We start from the raw sequence: 20190 nt of genomic DNA on the forward strand, positions 1-20190 counted from the left end.
TGAGGAATTTCGCATTATTGCTCTTGTATTCATTTTTCTTTTATCATTTTTTTCGAACGAAGACGGGTTTCTTTTCATTAAAATAAGGGAATGGATACGAAAACAGGGGAGGGGTTAAATGGTATGAAAATGCTTAGCGAAGATGTGAAAACTTTATTCTTTACAGACGATGGTAAGATTCCTAATCATCCTTCCTGGCCCGTTTTGTTGTATGTAGGAAAATTAAAAGAGCCACAGGATGCATTAGACATTTTTGAACAAAACGGCTGGACAAACGGTTGGAAGAACGGTGTTTTTGATTATCATCATTATCATAGCAACACACATGAAGTTCTCGGTGTTATGAGCGGCGAGGCTGTTCTCCTTCTTGGAGGTGAAGATGGTGTGTCTGTAACTGTTTCAAAAGGTGATGTTATTGTACTTCCTGCTGGTACTGGACATAAATGTATCGGATGTAGCACTGATTTCAAAGTAGCTGGAGCTTACCCGAACGGAATGGATCATAACTTAAAAAAAGGTGATCCTATTGAGAGACCAGCTGTATTAGATGATATTATGCTCGTACCTTTACCTGATAGGGATCCTCTCTTTGGAAGTGATGGCCCACTGTTGGAGTTGTGGAAAAGTTAATGAATACACAAGAGAGTGCCCTCCACAGTGAAGAGCACTCTTTTTTATATACTCGTTTTCTCCGTCCACCACTTCGAACTAGAAAATGACTCTCTGCCAAGGATTACTGTCTCTCCAATCTGAGGTGTACATATATTAACATCTAATTTTGTTGCAGCATTTACAGCTCTTTCAACAGGATCTGTCCAGTCATGCAAAGACAATGTAAAAGCACCCCAATGAATCGGAATCATAACTGCTCCCCTAACATCGATATGAGCTTGTACTGTTTCTTCTGGCATCATATGTATAGCAGCCCACTTCTCATGATATTGTCCACATTCCATTAAAGAGAGATCAAATGGTCCGCATTGATCTCCAATCTCTTTAAAGTGTGGCCCATATCCACTATCTCCACTAAAATAAATGTTGGATTGCTTCCCTTTTATCACCCATGAACACCAAAGTGTAGAATTACGATCATTTAAACTTCTTCCTGAAAAATGGCGTGCAGGCGCACAGATTAATGAAATTCCTGATGCTTGTATCTCATCCCACCAATTACATTCTTGAATACGCTCTGACTCCACTCCCCACCTCTTTAAATGTCCAGCAACGCCAAGTGGGACCGCAAATTGTTTTACTTTATGTTTCAGTTGTTTGATGGTTCCATAGTCAAGGTGATCATAATGATCGTGAGAGAGAACCACTAGATCAATTTGTGGAAGCTCTTCTATTTCAAACGAAAGTTTCTTGCTGTAACGTTTATTTCCAAACCATGGAATCGGCGATGGTGCGGCGCCAAACATAGGATCTAAGAGTATGCGTCTACCGTCCAATTCTATTAATAATGATGAATGACCAAACCAAGTCACTTTTGTTTCTAGGTTTATATTCTCATCTAATTGAAGTGAGTTGATAGGTATTGCTTTCTTAGGCTGACGATGCGGGTTTCCTTTTAAAAATTCTCTTAATACAGGAAGCATAGAGCGTAGATCTGTTGTCATCGCTGTTTCAATCTGATTAATAAAAACACCTTTGTTATAATGTTTAATTGCGCCATATTCGTTTGTATCTTGTTTTGATGGTTTCTTTCCAAAAACGGGATGCAACATGATAAACAAAAATACAGCGATTATGATTATGAGTAGAATGCCTAATACAAGCATAGTTACGTTCCTCTCTTATACAGTAGTGTTCATATATTACTCCTTTTCGAACAATAGAAGCAACTTTCTAGTTTACTCACTATGATTGTTGCTTTGATTGTTTACTATTTTCTTTCAATGCAAGTTAATTGGAGCGGAAATCAACTACTTGTAAAGAGCAACAATGTATATTTTGAGTACTCGAAAACAGTACTTTTAGAGTAATAGTAAAAAGAACGACAAAAAAGCTGATTCATGTGAAAATGCCTCGTCTTACAGAATCAGCTTTTATTCCATCTATTCATTTAAGCACTTTCCTTTTCCTTTTTCTTAACTGCTTTCTTTCGCTTTCTTTTCTTTTTCTTTTGGAGCTCTTCTTCTTTTGCTCGATTCTTTGCACGTCTGCTCATCTCTTCATAGATTCTAATACAAAGTGTCGCAAAGCTGATCAGCAACGCAATAATTTTGTACGCCATCCCCATACACGCCCTTTCTTCCTAAGAAACGGGGCAAATTTTATGATTCTGACTCTTTCGTTGCAGCCGTTTCAATAGGAGTTCTCATCGCTCTTAAAGTCTCCTGATCGCAAACTGCTTTTTCTTGTGCATTTAAGACTAGTAATCCATTTCCTTCTGCTTTCTTCGTTAATCCGATACTTAATGTATTTTTTACCAATTGAGCGTAAATTTCAGCTTCTGAAAGTTTCCGGCCAAATAATTTTTCTTCTCGTTCGATCAGTAATGCAGCTGCTCCTGATACGTGAGGCGTCGCCATTGAAGTTCCAGACAGCTTAGCATATTTGTTACCCGGATAGGTAGATACTACATCTACGCCCGGTGCAACGAGGTCAATCTCATCATTCGTGTTTGAAAAAGGAGCAAGTTTCATTTTCGCATCAACCGCACCAACTTGGACTACCTCTTTATACGCCCCAGGATAAGCATGCTCATTCGTATTCTCTTTGTTATCGCCTTCGTTACCAGCTGCACAGACCACCAGTACATCTTCCAACACTGCCTGCTGGATCGCTTCATGAAGCTCAGGTACATCTGTCGGGCCACCAAGTGACATCGAGATTACACGCACTCTTTCACCATTTTCCCCTCTCCATTTAACGGAGTAATCAATAGCATCGATAATTCCTTGATATGATCCGCCTCCATCTTTTCCAAGAACTCTGCAGATCAAGAGTTTAACATCTGGCGCTACACCCGCTACTCCAGCATTGTTTAATGTAGCAGCAATCGTACCTGCAACATGTGTTCCATGATAATGGGCATCTTGATAATCTGTTTCATCACCATCTACAAAATTCCTACCCCCAACAATTCGTTCAGCAAGCTCGGGGTGATTTGTGTCACATCCGGTATCTAGTACGGCAACAATCACACTTTGACCTTTCTCACCTTCACGCCAAAACGCTGGTGCATTGATCATCTCTACTCCATATGGAATCTCTTCTTTTGATTCTTCTATAACTTCTTCAAGAACAAATGGAATTAAACAGACTTCACTCATCATCATTACCTCCTTTTTATTTCAAAAGAATGTTTTGTAAAGAAAGTGACACTAGGATATACTAGGGGAATTTATGAACCTCCTTTCTATACTTATAGAATGTAATACTTGTAAGAAAAAAGATTCTAGATGAGGGTTTATATTACTATTCTACCAAATTGTTAAAAGTTACCACAAGTCCTGTATTTAAAATGAGCTATTAAGTCTACATCGACATATTACGCAATGCGAACATATGTCCTTATCCTTAAATTCCAACATCGTTCGACAAGATTTGTTAGTTCTATTAAACTATTGCAAACAAAAACTCCCAAAACTAGAACAGAGCTAGCCTTGGAAGTTTGTAAGCATAAATAATAGATTAGTAGCGTACTGCGTCCGCTGCGTTTACACGGCCTTTAGAATAGTAAGACCCTGTTCCTGAAATCGGATCTGCTGTGTTCTCGATAGCAGCACGGATGTTAGAAGCACTTCTTCCTTGTGAAGCAAGCAATCCTGCGATACCAGCTACTAGAGGACAAGCCATGGATGTTCCAGACATGTAAGCATATCCGCCATTACGTACAGTAGAAGCGATATCTACACCAGGAGCAGCAACATCAACCCAAGATCCATAGTTAGAGAATGAAGCGCGAAGGTCATTACGGTCAGTTGCAGCTACTGCGATTGCACCTGAATAGTAAGCTGGATAGCTTGGTGCAGAAGTGTTCTCGTTACCTGCTGCGGCAACTACAACTACTCCATTAGAAACGGCATAGTTTACTGCATTTTGTAATGAAGTAGCAGATCCTGGTCCTCCAAGGCTAAGTGAAACTACTTTTGCACCGTTATCTACAGCATGATAGATTCCGTTCGCAACATCATCAAGAGATCCGCTCCCGTTCGCATCAAGTACACGTACAGCATAAATGGATACGTTTGGTGCCATTCCTGCGATACCTCTAGCGTTATTTGTTGCAGCTGCTGCGATACCTGCAGCATGTGTTCCATGATCGTTCTGATCCATTGGATCCCAATCATCACTTACATAGTCATATCCTTTAATAACTTTACCAGCTAGATCAGGGTGATTGTAATCAACTCCTGTATCAATGATTGCAATTTTTGTAGTAGATGAACCGCGTGTGATGTCCCAAGCTGATTGAGCACTTACTTTTTGAGGGGCATATTGTACTCCATTTGAGAAATACGTGTCATTTGGAGTCCAGCTTGCATGGTATGTATAGTTTGGCTCTGCATACTCTACATCTCCACTCGCTTCATATTCTGCAATGGCTGCATCTACGTTTCCGTCTTTGACTTTGATTACATGAAACTTAGAGCCTTTTTCTTTTACTTCATCTTTTCCTTTTACTGCTAGAGACTTTACTTTTGACTCTGACACGTTGTCTTTAAATTTTACGATAATTTCTTGAGGTGTAACTTTTGCTTTCACCTCTGTGCTTTTTGCAGCTGCTGCTGGTGTTGCAAGAGAAACTACTAAAGGTAGAACCGCTGCCATCGTGGCAATCTTCTTAATCATTTACTTCACTCCTCTAATTTGTTGTTGAACTACAATTTCTAATATAGAGCCCAATTTACAGAAAATAAAGAAGAATTTTACTATTCTAACAAAAACAAATAAAAACTACTAATTTTTAAAAGTTTTAACTTAAAATAGGAATAAAGTCACTGATTTAACTCTGTTTTTATTACTTCTTTCTTCATCTAGACGTAGATATGACCTAGTATGAACTGTGATTGTTAAGAATTAAAAAGCTTAAGAGTTTAAAAATTTCTGCAAGAGGAATACCTAAAGAAGAAACTTATTTTGGAGGGATGTATACATGTTACAAACAGGAGACACAGCACCTGACTTCACTATTAAATCCGAAACAGGAGAATCTTTCTCCTTTTACAATCACCTTGAAAAAGATAATCGTTTTCACTTACTTGTCTTTTTCCGTGGTGAATGGTGCCCGGTATGTAATGATCAGTTGAAGGAGCTAGAGCAAAATATTGATACATTCAAAGAATTAAATACACACATCATTGCGATTTCTACTGATGAAGAGCAAAACCTAAAGAAGATGAAGGACAAACATTCCCTGTCCTTTCCTGTTTTCAGCGATACAGAGCGTGTGGCGGGAGAAACATATGGGGTTCAATACCATAACGGAAAATTATATGATGACCATGGTGAACATGGAGAACCAGCGTTATTTTTAGTTGATGATCAAAAACGAGTTGTCTATTTTGATATTCAAACAGGACCTTTTGGAAGACCAACTGCAGAAGATCTAAGAAAGACCATCAAATATATTAAAAAAACATTAAGATAATATAAGAAAACGACGAAGCGAGGCAGTACCAACCTCGCTTCGTCGTTTGTTGTTTTCAGGTTTGTGAGTCCACTTACCCTTCTTCTGTCCCTACAAAATATTCATTCTTCCGATAAGATAGAGCACTTACATGAGCAACAAGCTCTTTATCATTTTCTACTCTCACTTCATACCAAGAAGTCCTATGATTACGTTTAATCTCTATAGCTTTTGCAGTAATTTTATCACCACTTTGACATGCAGCGAGATATCCAATATTTACAGAAAGCCCTACTGATGTTTTTCCATAAGAATTACATGCTACAGCAAAGACAAAGTCAGCTATAGCAAATATCGCAGCACCATGTGCTGTACCATGAGCATTTAGCATATTTTTAGAGATTATCATTTGCGCTTCTGCCGTTCCTGCACCTACCTCTACTAATTCAATACCTAACCACTCTGCAAAAGTATCATTCTTAAGCTTCTCCTCAATCTCCTTCGCATACTGAAAATGCACATCACGATCATCTCTTTTTATTTTCATTTTTCTCACCTCGCTTTAAGACATTCTTGTTACATTAAACAATCCCCTTCTTCTATTAATAAGGATTAACACTTCACATTATTTAAGAATACATTTACAATAAGATAATTAGTCCTATAAGAAAGGTCGGATTTACATGTCCCACTCCTTCACTTCTATTCCAAGACCTTTAGTTCGAACAAACCAGTGGTTCATCTTTTTATCAACTGTAGCAACATGGCTTACTGGTCAAACGTGGCTTTTATTACTTCCTTTAGTTGCTGGTCTTCTAGGAATGTTCTTTAATTACAATCCATTAATGGAAGCTGCTAAATTATTCTTGAAAAAGAAATCTTCCGAATATATTCCAGAAGATAAAGACCAGCAGCAGTTTAATCAACTGATTGCGACTTCACTCCTTGCGGTTGGATTATTAAGTGATTTGATGGGTTGGAGTACAATAGCTTGGATTGCTACTATCATGGTTGCAACAGCTTCGTTCGTAGCCATACTTGGCTTTTGTATCGGGTGCTTCATCAGGTTCAGATGGCAACAATATCGTTACAAGAAAGCTCAAGACACTAACTAAATCATAATGAAAGAACCATTCGCCTTTCCCTGCGAATGGTTCTTTCAATTACTTTTTCGCTTCAGATACAAAGCTTTGTCTAGCAATCGCAAATTATTGCAGCTCAGCTAGTATCAAAATTCTAATCCACCATTTTCCAAACAAACAATACTACTTAATCAACTGGAATTTCACTAAATATACCTCTCTTTAATCGGCTAGAAAAAAATGAGTGAGTACTCACTTGACGTTTTTTGAGTTTTTCGCATATGATAATAATGATTAATGAGTGAGTACTCACTTTTATACTAAGAAGGAGGCTTCCATATGAAATCTGTTATTGAAGTAAATAATGTTTCTAAGAATTATCAATCACATCAAGTATTGCAGAACATTGAACTAACGGTGAACAAAAATGAAATTTATGGATTGTTGGGTCCGTCAGGTGCTGGAAAAACAACACTTGTTAAGATGATTGCAGGAATTGAAACACCTACAACTGGCAGTATAAGTGTTCTAGATTCGATAATGCCAAAGCTTAATACCATGAAGCAAATTGGATTTATGGCTCAATCTGATGCCCTTTATGGAGAATTAAGCGGGAAAGAAAATCTTGAATTCTTCTCCTCAATTTATGGTTTAAAGGGACAAAAACAAAAAGATCGAATCAATCAGGTTTCTAAACTCGTAAACCTTACAAACTTCCTAGAAAAACCCGTTAATCAATATTCAGGCGGTATGAAACGAAGATTATCTTTAGCAGCGGCACTCTTGCATGAACCGAAGATCCTCATTCTAGATGAACCTACTGTAGGAATTGACCCCGTTCTCAGGCAATCTATATGGGATGAACTAAATAAGTTAAGTAAGAGCGGTACAACGATTCTAGTTACGACACATGTAATGGACGAAGCAGAAAAATGCGGCCAACTGGGAATGCTTCGTGATGGAAAACTAATTGCATCTGGTTCACCAAAAGATTTAAAAGATACTACTTCAAGCGCTACGATAGAAGAAGCATTTCTTTATTATGGAGGGGCTCATCATGCGAATTAAGGCACTAGTGATCAGGATTATCAGACAATTCGTGCGTGACAAACGTACACTTGCGATGATGTTTATTGCCCCTCTTTTCATCTTGACGCTTGTGAACCTCGTTTTTTCAAGCAATGACTATGAACCAAAGATAGGGCTTGTCAGTGATCAACAAATGGTTGTAGACAAATTAAAATCATCAGATAAAGCTTTCAAATCTTATCAAAATCGTTCAAAAGCTCACCAAGACTTATCAGAAGAGAAACTTGATGCCATACTTGAAGTTGAACTCCCTTCAACTACAATTACTTTAGAAGGAAGTAATCCGTCAGCAAACAAAGCTTCTATAATAACTATTGAAAAGGCGTTGAAATCAATGCCGACTCAAGACACTGAAAAAACACAAGTCAACCCAGAAATTCATTATTTGCATGGCTCTGCTGATATGGAGTCTTTTGACTATATTGGCCCGTTCTTAATCGGATTTTTTATTTTCTTTTTTGTTTTCTTAATCTCAGGTGTTTCATTTTTACGCGAAAGAACAACTGGAACACTTGAACGGCTGCTCGCTACGCCGATGCGTCGGTGGGAAATGGTAGTCGGATATGTATTAGGCTTCGGAATTTTTACAATCATACAATCTGCCATAATTGTTTCGTTTGCCATCTATGTTCTTGATATCATGATGGCTGGGTCGATTTGGTTAGTCATTTTGATTACACTAATGCTTGCTATAACTGCCCTCTCACTCGGAACTTTGCTTTCAGCTTTTGCAAAGAACGAGCTGCAGATGATCCAATTCATCCCGCTCGTCGTGGTGCCGCAAGTTTTTTTCTCTGGCTTGTTCACCATTGAAACAATGGCAGATTGGCTTCAACCCCTGAGCTATATCATGCCTTTAACATACGGAGGAGAAGCGATACGTGATATTATGATTCAAGGTGACGGTTGGGGAGATATTTATGGAAACGTGCTAGTGCTCCTTGGGTTCTCTCTTTTATTTATGATATTAAACGTACTCGCTTTGAAAAAACACCGCAAACTATAGGATAAGCGTTTGTACTGCCTATCAATAGTGTCTATAATGAAGAAAATGTACGTTTTTAAAAGGAGTAGCTTTAATGTCCAATTCAGAGTGGATCAACGACTTAATAAACGAGCACGATGCGCCAACGATGAGCGATAAACAGCGAAAAATCTTAGAAGCAGCTATTGATACATTCTCTGAAAAGGGATATGCCTCCTCTTCTACGAGTGAGATCGCAAAAAAAGCTGGAGTTGCTGAGGGCACCATTTTTCGTCATTTTAAAACAAAGAAAGAGCTATTACTTGCCATCGTTACACCAACAGTAGCTAAATTCGTAGCTCCTTTTTTCATTAAATCCTTCGCAAAAGAGGTATTTGAGAACGAATATGAACACTATGAAGACCTTATAAGAGTAATTGCTCAAAATAGACTGGAATTCGTTCGTAAACAGTTTCCCGTTTTAAAAATCTTCATTCAGGAGATCGCTTTCCACGATGAATTACGCGAACCGTTTCAAAAGCTTTTCACTGAACATGTGTATCAAAAGTTCAAGAAAATCATCGAGCATTTTCAAGAAAAAGGTGAGATTGTTTCACTTCCACCTGAAACGATTATGCGTATGACCGCATCAAGTATCATAGGCTATATCCTGCCACGTTTTCTTCTCTTTTCGGATAAAGAATGGGACGACGAAAAGGAAATTGATCAGATCGTAGCTTTTATCATGTATGGTTTAACTGGAAAAAGATAACAAAAACAGAACCCGCTTTATGTCGAAGCGCGGGTTCTGTTTTTTACTCTACTAGGATCTGGCGTTTGGGGGTAAAGTGAGAAAGTTGAACATTGGTATCACTCGTTGTAGGTGACATCACTTTTCTAGCAGGAGTAAAAGCAATGAATAAACAAATGATGATAAATACATTCACTTTCTTCATTCGCTCACCTCCCCCTCTGCATTTTATAACATATACATTACCCAATACTTTCACATTCTCAAGCTTGTTTTTTTGTTGTGATGGGTTTTAATGTGTTTTTTTCACTTAAAAGAATGAAGAACATGCAAACAGCAAGTATTAAGAAAATAATTCCAGTACCCAAAAACCCATTTGCATAGGAAGGTATATCTACTGAAGAAACATTTTCGTTGATTACAATTCCTAAGAAATACACACCGATGCCGTCACCATCCACATCAGTTTCAGCAACTGCCTTTAGATTTAATCCATACGCTAACAATAAGATACCTACTATAGAAAAGAGGATACCTATTATCCATTTCATCTTTTTCTCTCTAATGCAGCTTGTTCCTGTAAAGCTTTATATGTCGGACTTAACACACTCCACACATCAAAACAATTTCCGTCAGCATCGAAAAAAACGAAATTTTCACCGATATGGCCACGATCTTCAATATCTCCTGTTTGTACACCCTGAGTTCTAAATTCAGCATGCAAGGTATACAGCGCTTCCTTTCCGTCTACTTCAAAGGTTAATGAAAACCTTTTATTCCCATTGTAGTCAGTAAAGTTCGAAGTCTCATCTTCTGTTGATCGCACGAGAAAAAAACTGTGGTCTGCTAGATCAAGTATGGCTTTTTCATCATCACAATAATTGATCGTTGCACCAAGCTTTTCTGCGTACCACTTAGCAGAATGATCAACATGCATAACAGGAACATAGGTCGTACCAACACGAATTAACTTTTCATTCAAGGAAATTCCCTCCCCATGAAATAGAAATATTTAATATAAAAAATTCTTCTATTAAGAGAAAAATCCTCCTATAAAACAAGGGAACTCGTCATCGGTAAGAGAAATAGTAATAAAACAAAGTACCTGGAGAGTGAAGACTTCATGAATCAATATCAAATAAAACATACAATCCCTGTCCTTCGAATATTTGACGAAGATAAAGCAAGAGAATTCTACATAGATTTTCTTGGATTTACGTTAGATTGGGAACATCGTTATGAAAAAGATTTCCCCATCTATATGCAGGTTTCTCTAGGGGAATGCTCTTTACATCTTTCTGAACATCATGGTGATTCCAGCCCTGGAATAAAGTTAAGGATACATGTTGAAGGTATTGAATCATACCATCAATTTTTGGCCGAAAAAAAGTATAAGTATGCTAGACCTGGATTAGAAGAGGCACATGGCTTTAAAGAAGTTAGAGTAGGTGATCCGTTTGGCAACGAATTTTGTTTTGTAGAGGAGATTGAATCACTATAATTTGATTTCAAAGAAAGAGCAAAAAAGACACCTTCCAATTTAGGTGTCTTTTCTCATTTATCCAACGCTCTTTTGGCTAGTGTACTAATAACCATATCATCCATTGGAGGATTATGAAGCCCCGCTCTGACATCCCTGTAATGCCGTTGTAACGGGTTTGACATTGCTAAACTTCTTGCCCCAACAATCCTCATAGCAAGATCAACCACCTTTGCAGCCGCATTCGTTACTATGTGTTTTACCGCCATCAATTCTGGCCCCATTTGCATTCTATCATGTGGATCATTTCCCCACTTCAAAGCAACACTGTACAATAACTCTCTAGCATGAAAAAGCTCTAGCTCCATCTCCCCAACTTTTCTTTGCACTTCTGGTACTTCTCCTATTGGTCCTGGCAGACTATTTGGTTTATACGTCTTTGCAAAGTGAACAGCTTCGTTTCGTGCTGCAACCGCAACACCAATGTAACAAGCAGGTATATGAAGCAACCACGCTTTTGGCAGTTCGCTTTTGCCTCGATCTTGTTCGACTAGTGCATCGTTTTCAACTTTTATATCCTTCATGATAAGATCATCACTTCGGGTCCCACGCATCGCTACTGTGTCCCACGTTTCTTCAATCGATACACCTTCAGATTTCATGGAAATCAAGAAATTCCCTTTCTTACCCGTACCAATCTGTGCCGAAACAATTGCATAATCAAGGGCTGGAGCCATAGAAGTAAAAGTTTTCCTACCATTAATGATCCACAGGTCACCATTTTGAAATGCTGTAGTTTGTGGCATACCTCCCCGTGTAGGGCTTCCTGTTGCGGGCTCAGTTGCTGCCCGGTTCACTAACATCCGGTCATTCACTACCTTTTCACATAACATCTGAAATATGTCATCATCCCAAGTTCGCTCTTCTGCTAGTTCTAAAAAACATCCTAGGTGCCATCCGAGACACAATGCAGTAGCTGCGTCGCCAGTCGCTATCCTTTCTTGCAATAGAACAAACTCATACAAACTTAATCCTTCTCCACCAAACTCAGTTGGAATGGTTAAAGATAAGTACCCCGCTTCTTTTAATTCTTCTACATTTTCAAATGGAAATTCACTTTTTTGATCATATCTGTCTGCCCTCTTAGCAAATCCTCCAGCTAGAGCATCAATCTTATCAAACCATTCTCGCTGTTTCTTTGTTTTTATATATCTTTCATATAAATATTCCAAACGACGCCAATCCCTTCTTAACAAATCAGAACACTTTGGTATTAAAATATAGTTTATGCTTTTTACAAAAAAAATGGCAAGGTATTAGTTCCTTAATTCCCCTTTGACATTTACCTGACACATTCATTGAGTAAGGTTTTGTAATGAAAGTGCTTGTTTTAATTAGAATTATAAGCTTTGAAAGATTTTTCTAACATTTTTATATTTTTTTATTTTCCTCTTTACCTGACATTATGCTGACATTTTCACTGGTTACATTATAAGTACAAGGTTCGAACCTTACGTACTTAATTGAAGACTCTTTCAAGAAGTCTTCACGACAAACTCATTCTAGGAGGATCATTCAAATGAAAAAATCAGTAATTGGTTTTACAATTGCAGGCACATTATTAGTAGGGGGATATGCAACTACATCTCTTGCAGCAGATCAGAATAGTTCTAATTCAAAATCTGCTGTGGAAAAATGGGAGTTCAAAGGCAAAGGATTCGGTCACGGTCATTTTGGAGGTTTCTTTAAAGGAAACTCAGAAGATCTTATCAAAAAAGCTAAAGCGCTTGGTCTAACGACAAGTGGTAAAGATGCTGAAACACTCATGAAAGATATTCGTGACGCAAAAATAAAAAAAGAAGCGAAAGAATTTGACATTAAGACTTCTGGCAAGGATATTGAGACAATCGCTGAAGAAGTACAGCTAGCTAAATTACAAGAAAAAGCTAAAGAATTTGGCATCTCAACAAAAAATAAAGATGCAGCTGGTTTACTCGATGAAATCCATCTTACAAAGCTTAAGAAAGAAGCGAAAGAACTAGGTGTTGCTACAGAAGGTAAAGACCTTCAAACGTTAAGACAAGACATTAAACAAGCCACTCTTAATAAAAAAGCTAAAGAACTTGGCATCTCTATAGAAGGCAAGGACCTTCAAACACTTCAGCAGGAAGTAATGACTACAGCTATTAAAAAAGAGGCGAAAACATTAGGTATTTCTGTAGAAGGTAAAGATTTACGTGAAGTTGCTCAAGAAGTTGTAAGTACTAAAGTTAAGGGTGAAGCTAAGAAACTTAACATTACTATCGATGGAAAAATGATTCCTGAAATTGCATTTGAAGTAAGAGAGAAAAAGATTAAAAATATAGCAAAAGAGCTGGGCATTTCTACTAAAGACAAATCAACGCGTGAATTAATTGAAGCTATTGAAAAGAAAGATGCAAAAAAACTAGAAGCTTTGCATGACGATGATTTCTTTACACTAATGGGTAAAGGTAAAAGAGGTTTTGGCCCAGGAGGACATCATGGGGACAAACATCATGAACGGCCACGTCTAGAAGATGAAGCACCATCAAGCAGTGAGATCAGACCACAATCCGACGAACAAATTCAGTTCGGAAACGACATGTAAATGCTAAGATCCCCAGTCTATAAAACTGGGGATTTTTACAGTATAGTAATGGTAGCAGGAGGGATGGACATGAAAAGTATTTTGCTAGTAGAAGACGAAGTAACCATATCAAGAGTATTAAGTGTATATCTAAAACACGAAAACTTTGAGGTTGTTCAAGCATTTGACGGCAAGACTGCACTTCAACAGTTCAAAGAAACTTCCTTTAACCTTGTACTGCTTGACGTGATGCTTCCGGATCAGGATGGATGGTCAATTCTTGAAGAAATTCGTCAAAACAGTTCCTGTCCTGTTATCATGCTCACAGCACTTGGAGACATAGATTATCGCTTGAGAGGTTTAAATCAAGGAGCTGATGACTATATAACAAAACCTTTTATCGGAGAAGAAGTCATCGCGAGAGTTCATGCAGTCCTTCGCCGATCTACGAATGTATTAGAAACAGAGAACACAAAACAATATGGAAGTCTGAGCATCAATTTTGACTCTCATTCTGTAAAAATAAATGGAGATACAATCGTTCTAACACCAAAAGACACTTCCTTATTGCTCTTTTTGGCCAATCATCCAAACCGCACCTACACAAGAGAGATTTTAATTGAACAAATATGGGGCTTAGATTATTATGGCAGCGAACGAGCTGTAGACTTATCGATCAAACGAGTTCGTCAAGCACTTTCTGCATGGCCAGACACTGAAGGAGAAATTAGAACACTTCGAGGATTGGGGTATCAATTCTGTGTATATTCATAAAAAAAGTAGAACAACGTTATTAAAATATTGGACCACACGATATGTCCTCACCCTCTTTGTTGGTCTTCTAATCTTAGGTTTATGTTCTTTGTGGTGGATAAGGCATACGGCATTAGAAAATCGTTTAACACTCATGGAATACATGGCCGCTGATACAGCGGATCGTATTGAATTTGGAGATAAAAAGAATGATTTAGGTCGGTTCAATCGTAAATTATATGATCGCTCAGAAATACTGCAGATGGAAAAGCCTCCTGAACTTTATATTACAGACTTGGATGGTACCATTCTTAATCTAAAATCTCTAAAAAAAGGACCAGATGCAATTAACCCTTCATTACACTTAAATTCTATTCCAGTTGAAATAGTAGATAGTAAAAAAACAACAAACAAATTTAAAATGAACGGCAGCTCTGCCTATGCAGTCAAAAAACCTTTGATGTACGCTGGAGTCCAAGCAGGTTGGGTAATTATCATACAAACTGCCTCAAACCTTACAGATGTGAATCAAGGTTATCGTCTTCCTATCTTTCTATTAATAAGCCTCGGTCTTCTCGGATGGTTGATCATATATATTCTATTGAAAAGAATTCTAAAACCTATTCAAGATGTGGCACATGCTGCTGCTCAGATTAAAGATGGAAATTACGATATTCAATTAGCTACAGATGCTAAAGAACAAGAAATGTATGATCTTTTAACTTCCTTTGAACAGATGAGTACGAAGCTAAGGCATTTAGAAAAGCTTCGAGCAGAATTACTGGCAGGAGTTACACATGACTTGAAAACACCTGTTACGTCTATTAGTGGTCTCGTGCAAGCTGTTAAAGACGGGATTGTTTCGGGAGATGAAAAAGAAGAATTTCTGCAGATTACAATGAACGAAATTTATAGATTACAAAGGATGATTGAAGATTTATTAGATTATAACTCTCTCTCCGCTGGAGCTTTTACGATGCGGAATGAAACATGCAACATGAACGAGCTTGTTCAAGATATCGTTCATCAGTGGAGAATGACCAAGAAAAAAGAAGTTATGTGTAATGCTATTGTTCCAGAAAGCTTAATATATAGAGAAGTTGATCCACTTCGTTTACAGCAAATCATCATTAACCTCTTAAACAATGCTTATCAAGCTTTAGGAGATGAAAAAGTGATCAGCGTTGTCTTGTACGAAAATAGGATTGAAGTGTCAGACACAGGGTCAGGGATTCCCGAAAATGAACAGCCTTATATTTTCGAACGGTTTTTTCGTGGTGAAAAGAAAAAGTTAAAAGTGCGCGGTCTTGGCCTTGGACTACCATTTAGTAAAATGCTAGCAAAAGCGGTAGGTGCAGATTTAGTTCTTAAAAAAAGTTCCACTGCTGGAAGCACTTTTTTAATAGAATGGAAAAAATAAGTATTACACATTTACAAGAACGTATGTTCGTGTTATAATTATTTCAGGTTAGGTCATCCAACAGCCTACCTCCCCACCAGTGAGACCGGCCTACCCAGCCGGTCATTTTTCATTAATCTTATACCTTACTCAAATAATGAATGATGTCCATTCTACGTATGATACCGATAAACACTTCGTTGTCATCCACAACTGGTACGAAGTTTTGAACAGCAACAAGCGACATTAAGTCTTCCATCTCAGCATCAATATGAACAGGCTGATAGTCCCTGTTAACCTTTATGTCCTTAATATAATGATGTTCACTGTTTTGAAAAGAAAGACCTTCTGTGTTTTTGATTTTCCACAAAATGTCACCCTCTGTGATCGTTTTCATATAATGTCCCTTTTCATCAATTACAGGTACAGCGGTGTATCTGTGATACTCCATCTTTTCCATAGCCTGGCGAATGGTTGATTCTGCATGTAAACAGATCACTTCTTTCTTTGGAAGAAGAAAGAATGCAATATTCATAACTTGTAAATCCCCTCTTGATTGTAATTTAACTTGTAATAATTACGCCTGTTCTTCAGAAACGATGTGTATGTCTATGTTTTTTGAATTTCTCATTATACTGTTGACTATCGAACCCTTTGTAATCTCTTCCCATCTCGTTCTTGCCGATTGGCCTAATATAATTTGAGTAATATAATGTTCTTTTGCGACATCTGTAATAACTTGTGGTATTTTTCTTTGCCTAGATCTTTCTAAAATAAATCTAGCGTTAAATTCTACAGCAAGTTTTTTCCAGCCTCTGATTCTTTTTCGCTGTTCTTGAGATATGTTCCCTCTGTGATCGATCAACACATTCAATACATATAATTCTGCATTTAAACGATTGGCTATTCGCCAGCCTCTGCGGATCAGTTTTTCTGCACTTGGACCATATTGTACACAGACTAAAATCTTTTCTGCCACACCTGTTGGACCACTATCGGTAAAGACGATATCGGATTTTAAGAGTTTTTCATCTACATCATCTGCAATTTCACGGAGAGATAATTCACGCAATGCACCTAAATTGTTCTTAGTAAAAAAATTGTTTAATGCCTGGTCTATTTTTTCCTGCGCATAAATTTTACCTTCTATCAAACGTTGCCTCAGCATTTCTGGTGTCACGTCAATTAAGATTACTTCATGTGCAATGTCTAGAATCCTATCAGGTATTCGTTCGCGAACTGCTACACCTGTAATATGCTGAACAATATCATGAACACTTTCAATATGTTGGATGTTTACTGCTGAAACAACATTGATTCCGGCATTAAGTATTTCTTCCACATCCATGTATCGCTTTTTGTTTTTTGAACCTGGAACATTGGTATGGGCCAATTCATCAATTATGACCACATCTGGTCGACGTTCAATGATCTTTTCTACATTTAACTCTTCTAGTTTTTTATCTTTGTATTCAATAATTTTTTTAGGAATGATTTCAAGATCTTTAATTCTTTCTGCTGTTTCTTTTCTACCATGGGTTTCAATTAAGCCGATTACGATATCGACTCCTTGTTTTTTTAAATCATGAGCTTCTAAAAGGATTCTATACGATTTACCTACACCTGGTGCTGCTCCAACAAACAGCTTTAACTTTCCCTTTTCATCTTGATAGATTTCCTGCAGAAATTCTTCAGGCGTTTTCCTTTTAAGTTGAGGGTATTTATCATACATTTAGGCACCTCGTTATCATCATCAACTACAAACGAAGAAGCAAGAGCCTTTACCCTTGGTTAAGAGTAAAGGCCTTGTCTTTTACTATTTTAACAATTTCTCTAAAGCAATATTAAGTGTCAGTACATTCACGCGAGGTTCACCAAACAGACCAAGCTCTCTTGCTTGAGTATTTTCTTTAATCAATTTTTTAAGTTTTTCTTCATTTATTCCTGTTGCTTCTGCAATTCTTGGAACCTGTACATCCGCAGCCTTAGGAGTAATATGCGGATCGAGTCCAGATCCGGAGTTAGTGATTAAGTCAATCGGAAGCTCGTTAACAGGTACAGCTGGGTTAGCCTTTTCCCATGCAGCTATGCTTTCTTTCATTCGTTTCATCATATCTTCATTTGAAGGTGCATAGTTTGGACTCCCAGAACCAGCCGCGTCGTACTCGATACTAGAAACACGCCCGCTGAAGTATTCGGGTTTCGTAAACGTTTGACCAATAAGTTCAGAACCTATTACTTCTTTATCTTCATTATAGATTAAGCTTCCATCCGCTTGCTTCGGCAAAACCACTTGTGCAATTCCTGTGACAACAAGAGGATATACAAGACCGCATATCACCATTAAAGCAAGGGAAAGGCGAAGCATCTTAACGATATTGTTAAAGATAAATACTTTTTCATTATGTTGATTTAATGAATGTGATTGCATATCAATCAATTCCTTTCTTTTCTAACGGTTACACGAACAAGTGAACAATCAGATCAATCAATTTTATTCCGATAAAAGGTACGATTACACCACCGAAACCATAGATTAAGAGGTTACGTTTCAATAAAGCATTTGAACTCATCGGTTTGTAAGCTACTCCTCTCATAGCCAGAGGAATGAGCAATGGAATAATAACCGCATTAAAGATTAACGCAGACAGTATGGCCGACATCGGTGAGCCAAGCTTCATGACATTGAGCACTTCCATCTCAGGAATCGCCAGCATGAACATCGCTGGGATGATGGCAAAATACTTTGCGATATCGTTCGCGATACTGAATGTAGTCAAAGCACCACGAGTCATTAGCAATTGTTTCCCGATGGAAACCACTTCAATAATTTTCGTCGGATCGGAATCCAAGTCTACCATGTTGGCAGCTTCTTTCGCTGCAGTCGTTCCACTGTTCATGGCAAGACCTACATCCGCTTGTGCAAGTGCTGGTGCATCATTCGTTCCATCACCAGTCATCGCGACCAATTTTCCTTCTGCTTGTTCACGCTTAATTACAGCGATTTTATCTTCTGGTTTACTTTCAGCAATAAAGTCATCCACGCCGGCTTCTCTTGCTATTGTTTTAGCCGTTAACGGGTTGTCACCTGTACACATGATCGTTTTGATTCCCATTTTTCGTAACTGTTCAAAACGATCTTTCATTCCAGGCTTTACGGTATCTTTTAAATAAATCAGTCCGTATATATGCTGATCCACAGCTACTGCCAGCGGCGTTCCACCTTCAGATGCAATTCGGTTTCCTTTTTCTTCAAGGTCATGTGGCACTTCTCCACCAGTTGCAAGTACCCAGTTTTTAATTGCGTCTACCGCTCCTTTTCGTACTTTTCTTCCATCTTTTAAGTCGATTCCGCTCATTCGCGTTTCGGCTTTAAACTCAATAAATTCTCCATCTTCACCAAGAGATTGATCAAACGATAAGTGTTCTTTTTTCATGAGTTCCAAAACGGATTTACCTTCTGGTGTATCATCTTTTAATGAACTGATGGCAGCCCATTCCCCAACTGATTTTTTCGTATCGAATCCTACTGGTACAAATTCGCTTGCCATACGGTTTCCGAATGTAATCGTCCCCGTTTTATCTAGGATGATCGTATTGATGTCACCTGCAGCTTCAACCGCCTTACCAGACATAGCGATTACATTAAATCTCGTAACTCGGTCCATACCAGCAATACCGATCGCGGATAACAGTCCACCGATAGTTGTCGGAATCAAACAAACGAGTAATGCGATTAAGACCGGTACTGGTATGTCAAAACCTAGATACTTTGTAAAGAATGGAAGTGTTACGACTACAATCATAAACACAAGTGTCAAACTCGTTAAAACAGTGCTTAACGCAATTTCATTCGGTGTTTTTTGACGCTTCGCTCCTTCTACGAGGGAGATCATGCGGTCAAGGAATGATTCTCCTGGATCTGCTGTTATTCGTACTTTAATTTCATCACTTACTACACGTGTTCCGCCTGTTACGGAGTTAAAATCACCGCCAGCTTCTTTAATTACAGGAGCTGATTCTCCTGTAATCGCCGACTCATCAACAGAGGCAAGACCGTGTATGACTTCACCGTCTCCTGGAATCATTTCACCTTGTTTTACAACAACAATGTTTCCTTTACGAAGATCAGCTGATGAAACTCTTTTGTTTTTTCCATTTTCCAGCACAAGGTTTGCATAAACTTCCTTTTTCGTTTTCTTTAATGAATCAGCCTGAGCTTTCCCTCTTCCTTCAGCTATTGCTTCAGCGAAATTTGCAAACAGGAGGGTTATAAACAGAATGAAGGTTACAGCAATATTGAAACCAACTTGAGTTTGGTCTCCAAAAAAGGTTAATAATAATGTAATTACAAAACCGATTTCAACAACAAACATGATCGGATTTTTAATCATTACCCTTGGATCTAGTTTAATAAAGGATTCTTTTATCGCCTGATTCACGATTTCTTTGTTCATCAATGTTTTATTCATTTGTACTTCCTCGCGAT

General features: G+C 38.0%; 23 protein-coding genes. 10 read left to right on the forward strand and 13 right to left on the reverse strand.

Annotation, left to right across the window (positions count from 1 at the left end; all coding sequences use genetic code 11):
* The first annotated feature begins 123 nt into the window (after positions 1–123).
* The gene (locus P4V41_RS06425; protein ID WP_328083989.1) at positions 124–630 is read left to right on the forward strand and encodes a cupin domain-containing protein; all 507 of its coding nucleotides are present in this window, start codon (positions 124–126) and stop codon (positions 628–630) included.
* 44 nt (positions 631–674) lie between these two features.
* Here P4V41_RS06425 and P4V41_RS06430 read toward each other — a convergent pair whose 3' ends face one another.
* From P4V41_RS06430 to P4V41_RS06445, 4 genes are all read right to left on the reverse strand, one after another.
* On the reverse strand, positions 675–1778 hold the full coding sequence (locus P4V41_RS06430; RefSeq protein ID WP_328083991.1) for an MBL fold metallo-hydrolase: 1104 nt from the start codon (positions 1776–1778) through the stop codon (positions 675–677).
* A 284-nt stretch (positions 1779–2062) separates the two neighbouring features.
* Complete coding sequence (locus P4V41_RS06435) at positions 2063–2233, reverse strand: hypothetical protein (RefSeq protein ID WP_328083993.1); 171 nt, start codon at positions 2231–2233, stop codon at positions 2063–2065.
* 40 nt (positions 2234–2273) lie between these two features.
* Entirely contained in the window at positions 2274–3275 is a 1002-nt protein-coding gene (locus tag P4V41_RS06440) for a S8 family peptidase (RefSeq protein ID WP_328083994.1), read from the reverse strand.
* Between the two features lie 361 nt (positions 3276–3636).
* Positions 3637–4797 (reverse strand): S8 family peptidase, encoded by a 1161-nt coding sequence (locus tag P4V41_RS06445; protein WP_328083995.1) that lies wholly within the window; start codon positions 4795–4797, stop codon positions 3637–3639.
* Between the two features lie 304 nt (positions 4798–5101).
* On the opposite strand from P4V41_RS06445, the gene P4V41_RS06450 reads away from it, so the two are divergent.
* The gene (locus tag P4V41_RS06450) at positions 5102–5596 is read left to right on the forward strand and encodes a peroxiredoxin family protein (protein ID WP_328083996.1); all 495 of its coding nucleotides are present in this window, start codon (positions 5102–5104) and stop codon (positions 5594–5596) included.
* Between the two features lie 73 nt (positions 5597–5669).
* Here P4V41_RS06450 and P4V41_RS06455 read toward each other — a convergent pair whose 3' ends face one another.
* Positions 5670–6122 carry a hotdog fold thioesterase gene (locus P4V41_RS06455; RefSeq protein WP_328083997.1) on the reverse strand — a complete coding sequence of 151 codons (453 nt, stop codon included), beginning with the start codon at positions 6120–6122 and terminating at the stop codon, positions 5670–5672.
* A 136-nt stretch (positions 6123–6258) separates the two neighbouring features.
* Here P4V41_RS06455 and P4V41_RS06460 point away from each other — a divergent pair, with 136 nt between their 5' ends.
* The 4 genes from P4V41_RS06460 to P4V41_RS06475 all read left to right on the forward strand — a co-directional run bounded on the left by P4V41_RS06460 (position 6259) and on the right by P4V41_RS06475 (position 9482).
* Positions 6259–6690 carry a DUF4395 domain-containing protein gene (locus P4V41_RS06460; RefSeq protein WP_328083998.1) on the forward strand — a complete coding sequence of 144 codons (432 nt, stop codon included), beginning with the start codon at positions 6259–6261 and terminating at the stop codon, positions 6688–6690.
* 306 nt (positions 6691–6996) lie between these two features.
* Positions 6997–7725 (forward strand): ABC transporter ATP-binding protein, encoded by a 729-nt coding sequence (locus tag P4V41_RS06465; RefSeq protein ID WP_328083999.1) that lies wholly within the window; start codon positions 6997–6999, stop codon positions 7723–7725.
* Positions 7715–8752, forward strand: a complete 1038-nt coding sequence (locus P4V41_RS06470; RefSeq protein WP_328084000.1) for an ABC transporter permease — start codon at positions 7715–7717, stop codon at positions 8750–8752. The genes P4V41_RS06465 and P4V41_RS06470 overlap by 11 nt, the downstream gene beginning before the upstream one ends.
* A 73-nt stretch (positions 8753–8825) precedes the next feature.
* Positions 8826–9482, forward strand: coding sequence for a TetR/AcrR family transcriptional regulator (locus tag P4V41_RS06475; RefSeq protein ID WP_328084001.1), 657 nt, complete (start codon positions 8826–8828; stop codon positions 9480–9482).
* 43 nt (positions 9483–9525) lie between these two features.
* Here P4V41_RS06475 and P4V41_RS06480 read toward each other — a convergent pair whose 3' ends face one another.
* The 3 genes from P4V41_RS06480 to P4V41_RS06490 are packed head-to-tail and all read right to left on the reverse strand — an operon-like array spanning position 9526 to position 10443.
* Positions 9526–9666, reverse strand: a complete 141-nt coding sequence (locus P4V41_RS06480; RefSeq protein ID WP_328084003.1) for a hypothetical protein — start codon at positions 9664–9666, stop codon at positions 9526–9528.
* Positions 9667–9724: 58 nt separating this feature from the next.
* Positions 9725–10012, reverse strand: a complete 288-nt coding sequence (locus tag P4V41_RS06485) for a hypothetical protein (RefSeq protein WP_328084004.1) — start codon at positions 10010–10012, stop codon at positions 9725–9727.
* On the reverse strand, positions 10009–10443 hold the full coding sequence (locus P4V41_RS06490; RefSeq protein WP_328084006.1) for a VOC family protein: 435 nt from the start codon (positions 10441–10443) through the stop codon (positions 10009–10011). The genes P4V41_RS06485 and P4V41_RS06490 overlap by 4 nt, the downstream gene beginning before the upstream one ends.
* A 141-nt stretch (positions 10444–10584) precedes the next feature.
* Here P4V41_RS06490 and P4V41_RS06495 point away from each other — a divergent pair, with 141 nt between their 5' ends.
* Positions 10585–10962, forward strand: a complete 378-nt coding sequence (locus tag P4V41_RS06495) for a glyoxalase superfamily protein (protein WP_328084007.1) — start codon at positions 10585–10587, stop codon at positions 10960–10962.
* 53 nt (positions 10963–11015) lie between these two features.
* Here the strand turns inward: P4V41_RS06495 and P4V41_RS06500 are convergent, their stop codons facing one another.
* Entirely contained in the window at positions 11016–12173 is a 1158-nt protein-coding gene (locus tag P4V41_RS06500; RefSeq protein WP_328084008.1) for an acyl-CoA dehydrogenase family protein, read from the reverse strand.
* A gap of 347 nt (positions 12174–12520) precedes the next feature.
* On the opposite strand from P4V41_RS06500, the gene P4V41_RS06505 reads away from it, so the two are divergent.
* The 3 genes from P4V41_RS06505 (at position 12521) to P4V41_RS06515 (ending at position 15722) form a co-directional block, all read left to right on the forward strand.
* On the forward strand, positions 12521–13570 hold the full coding sequence (locus P4V41_RS06505) for a hypothetical protein (protein ID WP_328084009.1): 1050 nt from the start codon (positions 12521–12523) through the stop codon (positions 13568–13570).
* Between the two features lie 69 nt (positions 13571–13639).
* On the forward strand, positions 13640–14323 hold the full coding sequence (locus tag P4V41_RS06510) for a response regulator transcription factor (protein ID WP_328084010.1): 684 nt from the start codon (positions 13640–13642) through the stop codon (positions 14321–14323).
* Positions 14310–15722, forward strand: coding sequence for a HAMP domain-containing sensor histidine kinase (locus P4V41_RS06515; protein WP_328084011.1), 1413 nt, complete (start codon positions 14310–14312; stop codon positions 15720–15722). Before P4V41_RS06510 ends, P4V41_RS06515 begins: the two co-directional genes overlap by 14 nt.
* A 118-nt stretch (positions 15723–15840) precedes the next feature.
* On the opposite strand, the gene P4V41_RS06520 is transcribed toward P4V41_RS06515, so the two are convergent.
* The 4 genes from P4V41_RS06520 to kdpB all read right to left on the reverse strand — a co-directional run bounded on the left by P4V41_RS06520 (position 15841) and on the right by kdpB (position 20173).
* A complete protein-coding gene (locus P4V41_RS06520) occupies positions 15841–16236 on the reverse strand; it encodes a CBS domain-containing protein (protein WP_328084012.1) in 396 nt (131 codons plus the stop codon).
* A 42-nt stretch (positions 16237–16278) separates the two neighbouring features.
* A complete protein-coding gene (kdpDN, locus tag P4V41_RS06525) occupies positions 16279–17433 on the reverse strand; it encodes a KdpD-like non-kinase potassium sensor (RefSeq protein WP_328084013.1) in 1155 nt (384 codons plus the stop codon).
* An 84-nt stretch (positions 17434–17517) separates the two neighbouring features.
* Positions 17518–18069 carry a potassium-transporting ATPase subunit KdpC gene (gene kdpC, locus P4V41_RS06530; RefSeq protein ID WP_328084043.1) on the reverse strand — a complete coding sequence of 184 codons (552 nt, stop codon included), beginning with the start codon at positions 18067–18069 and terminating at the stop codon, positions 17518–17520.
* Positions 18070–18160: 91 nt separating this feature from the next.
* Positions 18161–20173 carry a potassium-transporting ATPase subunit KdpB gene (kdpB, locus tag P4V41_RS06535; protein ID WP_328084045.1) on the reverse strand — a complete coding sequence of 671 codons (2013 nt, stop codon included), beginning with the start codon at positions 20171–20173 and terminating at the stop codon, positions 18161–18163.
* Positions 20174–20190 lie beyond the last annotated feature (17 nt).

It is taken from the genome of Fictibacillus nanhaiensis, from assembly GCF_036213205.1.
Lineage (GTDB): Bacteria > Bacillota > Bacilli > Bacillales > Fictibacillaceae > Fictibacillus > Fictibacillus nanhaiensis_E.

What these genes read in the sequence shown, in the direction of transcription:
- P4V41_RS06425 (WP_328083989.1), top strand. Translation starts at nt 124, where the DNA reads ATGAAAATGCTTAGCGAAGATGTGAAAACTTTATTCTTTACAGACGAT.
- P4V41_RS06430 (WP_328083991.1), bottom strand. Translation starts at nt 1,778, where the DNA reads ATGCTTGTATTAGGCATTCTACTCATAATCATAATCGCTGTATTTTTG.
- P4V41_RS06435 (WP_328083993.1), bottom strand. Translation starts at nt 2,233, where the DNA reads ATGGCGTACAAAATTATTGCGTTGCTGATCAGCTTTGCGACACTTTGT.
- P4V41_RS06440 (WP_328083994.1), bottom strand. Translation starts at nt 3,275, where the DNA reads ATGAGTGAAGTCTGTTTAATTCCATTTGTTCTTGAAGAAGTTATAGAA.
- P4V41_RS06445 (WP_328083995.1), bottom strand. Translation starts at nt 4,797, where the DNA reads ATGATTAAGAAGATTGCCACGATGGCAGCGGTTCTACCTTTAGTAGTT.
- P4V41_RS06450 (WP_328083996.1), top strand. Translation starts at nt 5,102, where the DNA reads ATGTTACAAACAGGAGACACAGCACCTGACTTCACTATTAAATCCGAA.
- P4V41_RS06455 (WP_328083997.1), bottom strand. Translation starts at nt 6,122, where the DNA reads ATGAAAATAAAAAGAGATGATCGTGATGTGCATTTTCAGTATGCGAAG.
- P4V41_RS06460 (WP_328083998.1), top strand. Translation starts at nt 6,259, where the DNA reads ATGTCCCACTCCTTCACTTCTATTCCAAGACCTTTAGTTCGAACAAAC.
- P4V41_RS06465 (WP_328083999.1), top strand. Translation starts at nt 6,997, where the DNA reads ATGAAATCTGTTATTGAAGTAAATAATGTTTCTAAGAATTATCAATCA.
- P4V41_RS06470 (WP_328084000.1), top strand. Translation starts at nt 7,715, where the DNA reads ATGCGAATTAAGGCACTAGTGATCAGGATTATCAGACAATTCGTGCGT.
- P4V41_RS06475 (WP_328084001.1), top strand. Translation starts at nt 8,826, where the DNA reads ATGTCCAATTCAGAGTGGATCAACGACTTAATAAACGAGCACGATGCG.
- P4V41_RS06480 (WP_328084003.1), bottom strand. Translation starts at nt 9,666, where the DNA reads ATGAAGAAAGTGAATGTATTTATCATCATTTGTTTATTCATTGCTTTT.
- P4V41_RS06485 (WP_328084004.1), bottom strand. Translation starts at nt 10,012, where the DNA reads ATGAAATGGATAATAGGTATCCTCTTTTCTATAGTAGGTATCTTATTG.
- P4V41_RS06495 (WP_328084007.1), top strand. Translation starts at nt 10,585, where the DNA reads ATGAATCAATATCAAATAAAACATACAATCCCTGTCCTTCGAATATTT.
- P4V41_RS06505 (WP_328084009.1), top strand. Translation starts at nt 12,521, where the DNA reads ATGAAAAAATCAGTAATTGGTTTTACAATTGCAGGCACATTATTAGTA.
- P4V41_RS06510 (WP_328084010.1), top strand. Translation starts at nt 13,640, where the DNA reads ATGAAAAGTATTTTGCTAGTAGAAGACGAAGTAACCATATCAAGAGTA.
- P4V41_RS06520 (WP_328084012.1), bottom strand. Translation starts at nt 16,236, where the DNA reads ATGAATATTGCATTCTTTCTTCTTCCAAAGAAAGAAGTGATCTGTTTA.
- kdpDN (WP_328084013.1), bottom strand. Translation starts at nt 17,433, where the DNA reads ATGTATGATAAATACCCTCAACTTAAAAGGAAAACGCCTGAAGAATTT.
- kdpC (WP_328084043.1), bottom strand. Translation starts at nt 18,069, where the DNA reads ATGCTTCGCCTTTCCCTTGCTTTAATGGTGATATGCGGTCTTGTATAT.
- kdpB (WP_328084045.1), bottom strand. Translation starts at nt 20,173, where the DNA reads ATGAATAAAACATTGATGAACAAAGAAATCGTGAATCAGGCGATAAAA.